This window comes from bacterium, from assembly GCA_020440705.1.
Lineage (GTDB): Bacteria > Krumholzibacteriota > Krumholzibacteriia > LZORAL124-64-63 > LZORAL124-64-63 > JAGRNP01.
This window is the reverse complement of record JAGRNP010000163.1, coordinates 1-6,667: the sequence shown is the minus strand read 5'-3', so window position 1 is coordinate 6,667 and position 6,667 is coordinate 1. Positions and strand designations below refer to the sequence as shown.

Here is a 6,667-nt window from a genome sequence, read left to right as displayed (position 1 = left end):
AACACATGCGAAGAACATGACAGAGGCCCGAGCTCACGCAGCCGTATTCCGAAACCACCCGTTGCAAGGTCAGGACCCCATCGCCGACCGGCAGGCGGCCCAGCTCGCGCGGGCCGCCGTGCGGCCCCTGGCGCCGTGGTCCCGCCGGCTGGACGGGTTCGCCACCCAGGCCCGCCTGCTCGATCCGTCGCGGCTGCTGCAGCGGGGCTATTCCCTGACCCTCGGCCCGGACGGTGCGGCGGCCCGCCGCGCCGCCGATCTCGCGCCCGGTGATCGCCTGACCACGATTCTCGCCGACGGGCGGGTGACCAGCGTCGTCCAGCCCGGCGAGGACGCGGCCCCGCGGGCCGTCGGGAAGCGGCGTCGCGGCGGCGGTTCCGGCTCCGGCTCCGGCGGTGACCCGGGCCAGCCGCCGCTGTTCTGAAGCGGCGGCGAACGGAAAACGACGGCGGCGACGGCGGGATCCGCTTAGTATGGAAGCGGCCCGCCCGTGGAAGCCGCCGCCCAGCGCCAGGAGAAGCGACATGAAGAAGAAGGATCCCGGCAAGCTCTCGTTCAGCGAGGCCGTGACCGAGGTCGAGGAGATCCTCGCCGCCCTCGAGCGGGAGGATGTCGACATCGACACCCTCGGCGACGAGGTCAAGCGCGCCGTCGAACTGATCCGCATCTGCCGCGAGAAGCTCGAGAAGACCGACGCCGAGGTGCGCGGGCTGGTCTCGGGCCTGCAGTCCGACGCCGGCGCGGCGCCCGACCAGGACGAGGAAGTGTTTTGAGCGACGCCCTGATCCAGGTCCGCAGCCTCACCCGCGACTACCGGCTGATCCGCAAGCGCGAGGGCGTCACTGGCGGCCTCGTCGACCTCGTGCGCCCGCGCCACGAGACCCTGCGGGCGGTGAACGACGTCAGCTTCGAGATCCCCGGCGGCGAGATGGTCGGCTACATCGGCGCCAACGGGGCGGGCAAGAGCACGACCCTCAAGATGCTCACGGGCATCCTGACGCCGACGTCCGGCACGGTCGAGGTGGGGGGGCTGGTGCCCTGGAAGCAGAGGCTCCAGTACACGCGCCATATCGGCGCCGTCTTCGGCCAGCGCACCCAGCTGTGGTGGGACCTCGCCGTGGTCGAGAGCTTCCGGCTGCTGCAGAAGATCTACGAGGTCGACGAGGCCACCTACCGGCGGCAGATGGAGGTCTTCCACGAGCTGCTCTCCATCGGCGACTACCTGCACCAGCCCGTGCGCAAGCTCAGCCTCGGCCAGCGCATGCGCTGCGACATGGCCGCCGCCCTGCTGCACCGGCCCCGGGTCCTCTTCCTCGACGAGCCGACCATCGGCCTGGACGTGGTGGCCAAGGAGAACGTGCGGCAGTTCCTGCGCGAGATCCGCGACCGCGACCGCGTCACCGTCATCCTGACCACCCACGATCTCGGCGACATCGAGCAGCTCTGCCGCCGCGTGATCATCATCGACAAGGGGCGCGTGCATTTCGACGGCGACCTGGAGGATCTGCGGCGCCGCGTGGGCCAGAAGGTGCGCATGACCATCGAGCTGCGCGACCCGGTCCCGACCGCCGAGCTGGCCGCGACCACCGGCGGACTGCCCGTGCGCTGGCAGGAGGGCGAGGGACGCCGCCAGCACGCCGAGTTCAACCGCTCGGAGGTGCCCGCGGCCGAGGTCATCAAGCGGCTGGTGAACGCGGCGCACGTGGTCGACCTGCACCTGGCCGAGCAGCCCATCGAGGAGGTCGTCCGCGACATCTACCGGGCCTCGGGCCGCAGCGGGGAGCCCGACGCGTGAACGGCGCCACCGATCGCCTGCTCACACCATGGCGGCGCTCCGCGGGCGCGACGGCCGGGCTGTACCTCTACTTCGTGCGACTGGCCTTCCTCAAGTTCCTGGCCTACCGGCTGCGCTACTACACGGGGGTCGTCAGCTACACGGTCTTCGTCACCGGGCACTACTACATCTACACGGCCCTGTTCGCGAGCGCGGTGGCCGAGTCCGCTGCCGGCACCATCGGCGGCCTGACCCTGCCCGAGATGATCACCTATGTGGCCGTCAGCTGGATCGGCCGCAGCTTCTACTTCAACAACATCCACCGCGACCTGAGCCGCATGATCCAGGAGGGGGAGATCGGCGTGCAGCTGGTCAAGCCCTACCACCTGCAGACGGTGATGCTCTTCGAGGCCGTCGGCGAGTCGGGCTTCCGCCTGATGATGTTCACGCTGCCGATCATGGTCGTCGTCGTGCCCCTCTTCGGCATCCAGGGCCCGCCCTCGCCCGACCTCTACGCCTGGACGTTCCTCAGCTTCACCCTGGCGCTGCTGATCTTCAGCCAGCTCAACTTCCTCGTGGGCTGCCTGGCCTTCGGCATGAAGAACATCCAGGGCGTGTTGCGCGCGCAGATGGTCAGCAACGACTTCATGACCGGCGTGGTCGTGCCCTTCACGTTCTTTCCGGGCTGGTTCCAGACCGTCATGGCCTGGCTGCCCTTCCAGTACATCAGCTACGTGCCCGTGACCATCTACCTGGGCAAGCGCACCGGGCCGGAACTGCACCAGGCGATCCTCGTGCAGCTGGCCTGGGCGGTGGGGCTCTTCGTGGTCGGACGCCTCGTCTGGCGCCGGGCCGTCCGCGGCGTGATCGTGCAGGGAGGTTGAGCGATGGAGCGCCTGGAACACCGCGGCACCTCCGGCTTCTGGCCCCGCGTGGTCTGGCAGGCGCGCATCTTCGGCGCCTTCTTCGCCCAGTTCGTCAAGATGCGGCTGGCCTACCGCATGGACTTCCTGGTCGACACCCTGGCCGTCGGTTTCAGCCTCGTCATCCAGCTCACGGTGCTGACGGTGCTCTTCGCCAAGATCCGCGCGCTGCAGGGCTGGAGCTTCGAGCAGGTGCTCTTCATCTACGGCTTCAGCCTGCTGCCGCTGGGCCTGTTCAACCTGGTCAGCGTGAACTTCTACGCCTTCGCCGACAAGTACATCATCGGGGGCAAGTTCGACCGGGTGCTGCTGCGGCCGGTGAACACCCTGGCCCAGGTCATGTTCGAGAGCTTCAACGTCTCGGGACTGAACGAGATCATCCTCGGCTCGGCGATCATGATCTACGCCGGGACGAAACTCTCGCTGGCGATCGGGGTACAAGACATCCTGGTGCTGCTGGTGCTGGCGCCCGCGGCCGCCCTCGTCTACACGGGCGTCTTCCTGGGCATCACCACCGTCAGCTTCTGGCACGAGGACAAGATGGGGCTCGCGCCCCCGGTCTACAACATCATCCGGTTCAGCCGCTATCCGCTGACCATCTACAGCCTGCCGGTGCGGGTCTTCCTGACCTTCGTGCTGCCCTTCGCCTGGGTCGCGTTCTATCCGGCGACCTGGTTCGTGGGCGGACCGTACGCGCCCTGGGTGGCCCTGCTCACCCTGCCGGTGGGCCTGATCGTCTTCGGGGGCGCGGTGCTGCTGTGGCACCGGGGCGCCGCCAACTACACGAGCACCGGCAGCTGAAGCCGGTCGAAAGGGGAATCGCCATGTCGCGTCGTCTGCCTTCTTCCGTCGTCCTGGCCGGCCTGCTGCTGGTCGCCGCGGTCCCGGCCCTCGCCACGGAGTGGTGCGGGGAGAACGGGGTCGTCCGCTTCTCCTTCGCCGCCGGGCCCGACCTGGTCGAGGTCCACGATGCCGGCGAACCGGTGGGCGGCGTGACGACGGTCGATGTGTGGGCCTGGCTCGCCGACGTGGACCCCGTCAGCGAGGACGGCGAGAAGTTCCTGCGCCTCGGCGGCTTCGAGCTCGAGCTGGAGATCACCGGCGCCGAAGCCTTCGTCCTCAAGCAGGAGTTCCCCACCAAGTCCCTGAACGTCGGCCGCCGCCTGGGTGCCATCGCGGCGGGACTCGTGCCCGGCGAACGCATCGAGAACGGACGCGTCGAGCTGGTGAAATGGCAGGTCATGTTCCAGGGGCGGCCGGAGAACGTGCGATTCGGCCTGAAGGCGGGGGCGGCGCCGTCGTGCGGCACCGTCGAGGGGTGCCCCGGCGACGAGCCTCCGGCCGTGTACGTGGGGGTCGAGAGCAGCCGCCAGCTGGGCAAGATGTTCGGCGCGGGCTACGTGCCGGCCTGGCTGAATCCGACGGGAGAGCCCGACCGGACCCCGGTCCACGCGGCCCGCACCTACGCCGAGGTGGGGGTCTTCAGCGCCGACTGACGTCCGGCCGCGCGGGGAGGGGGCGCCTAGCCGTGGCCGCCCCCGCACAGTTCGATCAGCACGCCGTCCCCCGACTTCGGGTGCAGGAAGACGATCCGCTTGCCGCCGGCCCCGGCGCGCGGCGTCTCGTCGAGCAGCCGCAGACCCGCCTCCCGACAGCGCTCCATCATCGCCTCGACGTCGGCCGCCGCCACGGCCACGTGATGCAGGCCGGGCCCGCGCCTGGCGATGAAGCCGGCAATGGCTCCCTCGTCGCCCAGGGGGGCCAGCAGTTCGATGTGGCCGGGGCCGCCCTGCCGATCGAGTTTCAGGAAGGCCACGCGCACCTTCTCCTGGGGCACCTCCTCGACGCGCTCCAGTGCCAGGCCCAGCAGACCGCTCCACAGGGCGATCCCCTCGTCCAGGTCGCGGACGGCGATCCCGATATGGTCGACGTAGCCGGCGGCGCCGGCGGGCAGGATGTTCGCGAGATCGGTCATGGCTCCTCCTGGCGCGTGGGGGCGTGGCACACCTTCCCGAATAATAAGGCTTTTCCGCGGAAAGCAAACCGGGGCCTTTTTTGGTGGATCCCGCCGGGCCGTTCGCTATCATGCCGGGACACCCCCGCGACCCGAACAGGAGGACCCCATGGATCCGCGCGTCACGCAACTGGCCGAGCAGCTCATCACCTACAGCGTCAAGCTGCAGCCCGGCGAGAAGATCTACATCGAGATCAAGGGCCTCGAGGCCATGGACCTGGGTCGCGAACTGGTGCGGGTCGCCACCCTGCACGGTGGCGTTCCGTTCTGGTACTACAACGACGAGACCCTCAGTCGGGGCTTCATCCGCAATGCGGGCCAGGAGCAGTTCGCCGCCTGGGGCCAGTTCCACAAGCCGATCATGGAAGCCGTCGATGCCTACATCGGCGTCCGGGGCAGCACCAACCCCTTCGACCTCGCCGACGTGGACGAGGACCGCATGACCTGGCACGACAAGGCCTACTGGGGCGAGGTGCACATCCCGATCCGGCTGAAGAAGAAGTGGTGCGTGCTGCGGTATCCGAATCCGAGCATGGCCCAGGCGGCGGAGCGGAGCACCGAGGACTTCGCCGACTTCTACTTCCAGGTCTGCACCCTCGACTACAAGCGGATGAGCAGGGCCATGGACCCCCTGCATGCGCTGCTCGAGCGGACGGACAAGGTGCACATCAAGGGACCGGGCACCGACCTGCGCTTCAGCATCAAGGGTCTGCCCGCGGTGAAGTGCGACGGCGGGCGCAACATCCCGGACGGCGAGGTCTACACCGCCCCGGTGCGCGACAGCGTCAACGGCGTCATCCAGTACAACACCAAGACGCGCGAGGGGGGCGTGGTGCTCGACAACGTCCGCTTCGAGTGCAGGGACGGCAAGATCGTCAAGGCCACCTGCGACGGCGACGACGCCAAGCTCCAGGCCGCGCTGGACATCGACGAGGGGGCCCGCTACTTCGGCGAATTCGCCCTCGGCGTCAATCCCTACATCACGAAACCGATGCTCGACACCCTCTTCGACGAGAAGATCTCCGGCAGCTTCCACCTGACGCCGGGCAACGCCTACGCGGCCGCCGACAACGGCAACAAGTCGGCCCAGCACTGGGACATCGTCTGCATCCAGACCCCGGCGTGGGGCGGCGGCGAGATCTGGTTCGACGACGTGCTCGTGCGCCGCGACGGGCTCTTCGTGCTGCCCGAGCTGGCGGGCCTGAATCCCGAGAACCTGAAATAGCGAGGTTGCCGATGATGAACATCCGCAGGGGGAAGCGGACGTCGTCCGCCAGGTTCCGGTGTCCGGCCGGGGGCGCGGCGCTGGTGCTGGCCACGCTGCTGGGCGCCGGTGTCGCGGCGGCCGCGGACGCCGCCGCGCCCCGCACCTGGGGCTTCGGGTGGGACGAGGGCCTGACGGTGCGTCGCGTGCTGGTCGACGTCTGGGAACTCTCCGTCGCGGCGGGCCCCGACGACAACCTGCTCAAGATCGAGGAGCGGGCCTGGGACCCGTACACGCCCTCGGTGTGGGACGGCGTCCTCGAGGTGCCCCTCGATACCCGCGAGGAGCACGGCTGGGTGCGGGCTCAGGTCGGGCGGCGCGTGGCGGCGCGGGGGCCGCTGGCCCTGACGGCCTTCACCGGTCTGACCTACAACTGGATCGACGGCCAGGAGCGGGCCCTGGTCCTGGACGATCTGGTGGGGGACTACGATTCGTACGAGCGCGATCGCTTCACCGAGCGCTGGATCCTCGCCGCCGGCCTGCGTCCCGCCTGGCGCGCCACCGACTTCCTCACCATCGAGTTCGCCTTCGGCCTGCGCTTCGTCTGGGAGAGTTGGGACGAGACCGTCGTCGAACAGGACGCCGGCACCGCCGACCCCATCCGGCACGAGCGTTCGAGCCACGGACGGGCTTTCGAGGACTTCGGCTGGGAGGGGCTGGCTTCGTTGCAGTTCTTCTTCTGGCCCTGAGGG

Annotated in this window: 9 protein-coding genes; 8 read left to right on the top strand and 1 reads right to left on the bottom strand. The window is 69.0% G+C overall.

Going from position 1 to position 6,667, the window contains the following annotated elements:
* Nucleotides 1-61: 61 nt before the first annotated feature.
* The 6 genes from KDM41_16545 to KDM41_16520 all read left to right on the top strand — a co-directional run bounded on the left by KDM41_16545 (nt 62) and on the right by KDM41_16520 (nt 4,193).
* Entirely contained in the window at nt 62-424 is a 363-nt protein-coding gene (locus KDM41_16545) for a hypothetical protein (GenBank protein MCB1185035.1), read from the top strand.
* A 100-nt stretch (nt 425-524) separates the two neighbouring features.
* Complete coding sequence (xseB, locus tag KDM41_16540) at nt 525-773, top strand: exodeoxyribonuclease VII small subunit (GenBank protein ID MCB1185034.1); 249 nt, start codon at nt 525-527, stop codon at nt 771-773.
* Nucleotides 774-781: 8 nt separating this feature from the next.
* Entirely contained in the window at nt 782-1,795 is a 1,014-nt protein-coding gene (locus KDM41_16535) for an ATP-binding cassette domain-containing protein (protein ID MCB1185033.1), read from the top strand.
* Nucleotides 1,792-2,658 carry an ABC-2 family transporter protein gene (locus tag KDM41_16530; GenBank protein ID MCB1185032.1) on the top strand — a complete coding sequence of 289 codons (867 nt, stop codon included), beginning with the start codon at nt 1,792-1,794 and terminating at the stop codon, nt 2,656-2,658. The genes KDM41_16535 and KDM41_16530 overlap by 4 nt, the downstream gene beginning before the upstream one ends.
* 3 nt (nt 2,659-2,661) lie before the next feature.
* Nucleotides 2,662-3,498 carry an ABC-2 family transporter protein gene (locus KDM41_16525; GenBank protein MCB1185031.1) on the top strand — a complete coding sequence of 279 codons (837 nt, stop codon included), beginning with the start codon at nt 2,662-2,664 and terminating at the stop codon, nt 3,496-3,498.
* A gap of 23 nt (nt 3,499-3,521) precedes the next feature.
* On the top strand, nt 3,522-4,193 hold the full coding sequence (locus KDM41_16520) for a hypothetical protein (protein MCB1185030.1): 672 nt from the start codon (nt 3,522-3,524) through the stop codon (nt 4,191-4,193).
* Between the two features lie 26 nt (nt 4,194-4,219).
* Here KDM41_16520 and mce read toward each other — a convergent pair whose 3' ends face one another.
* Nucleotides 4,220-4,672: a methylmalonyl-CoA epimerase gene (gene mce, locus KDM41_16515; GenBank protein MCB1185029.1), complete on the bottom strand. Its 453-nt coding sequence runs from the start codon at nt 4,670-4,672 to the stop codon at nt 4,220-4,222.
* Between the two features lie 148 nt (nt 4,673-4,820).
* On the opposite strand from mce, the gene KDM41_16510 reads away from it, so the two are divergent.
* Nucleotides 4,821-5,936 (top strand): aminopeptidase, encoded by a 1,116-nt coding sequence (locus tag KDM41_16510; protein ID MCB1185028.1) that lies wholly within the window; start codon nt 4,821-4,823, stop codon nt 5,934-5,936.
* An 11-nt stretch (nt 5,937-5,947) separates the two neighbouring features.
* Nucleotides 5,948-6,664: a hypothetical protein gene (locus KDM41_16505; protein ID MCB1185027.1), complete on the top strand. Its 717-nt coding sequence runs from the start codon at nt 5,948-5,950 to the stop codon at nt 6,662-6,664.
* Nucleotides 6,665-6,667 lie beyond the last annotated feature (3 nt).

Coding starts and splice junctions, on each gene's coding strand:
- xseB (MCB1185034.1), top strand. CDS start 525: ATGAAGAAGAAGGATCCCGGCAAGCTCTCGTTCAGCGAGGCCGTGACC.
- KDM41_16525 (MCB1185031.1), top strand. CDS start 2,662: ATGGAGCGCCTGGAACACCGCGGCACCTCCGGCTTCTGGCCCCGCGTG.
- KDM41_16520 (MCB1185030.1), top strand. CDS start 3,522: ATGTCGCGTCGTCTGCCTTCTTCCGTCGTCCTGGCCGGCCTGCTGCTG.
- mce (MCB1185029.1), bottom strand. CDS start 4,672: ATGACCGATCTCGCGAACATCCTGCCCGCCGGCGCCGCCGGCTACGTC.
- KDM41_16510 (MCB1185028.1), top strand. CDS start 4,821: ATGGATCCGCGCGTCACGCAACTGGCCGAGCAGCTCATCACCTACAGC.
- KDM41_16505 (MCB1185027.1), top strand. CDS start 5,948: ATGATGAACATCCGCAGGGGGAAGCGGACGTCGTCCGCCAGGTTCCGG.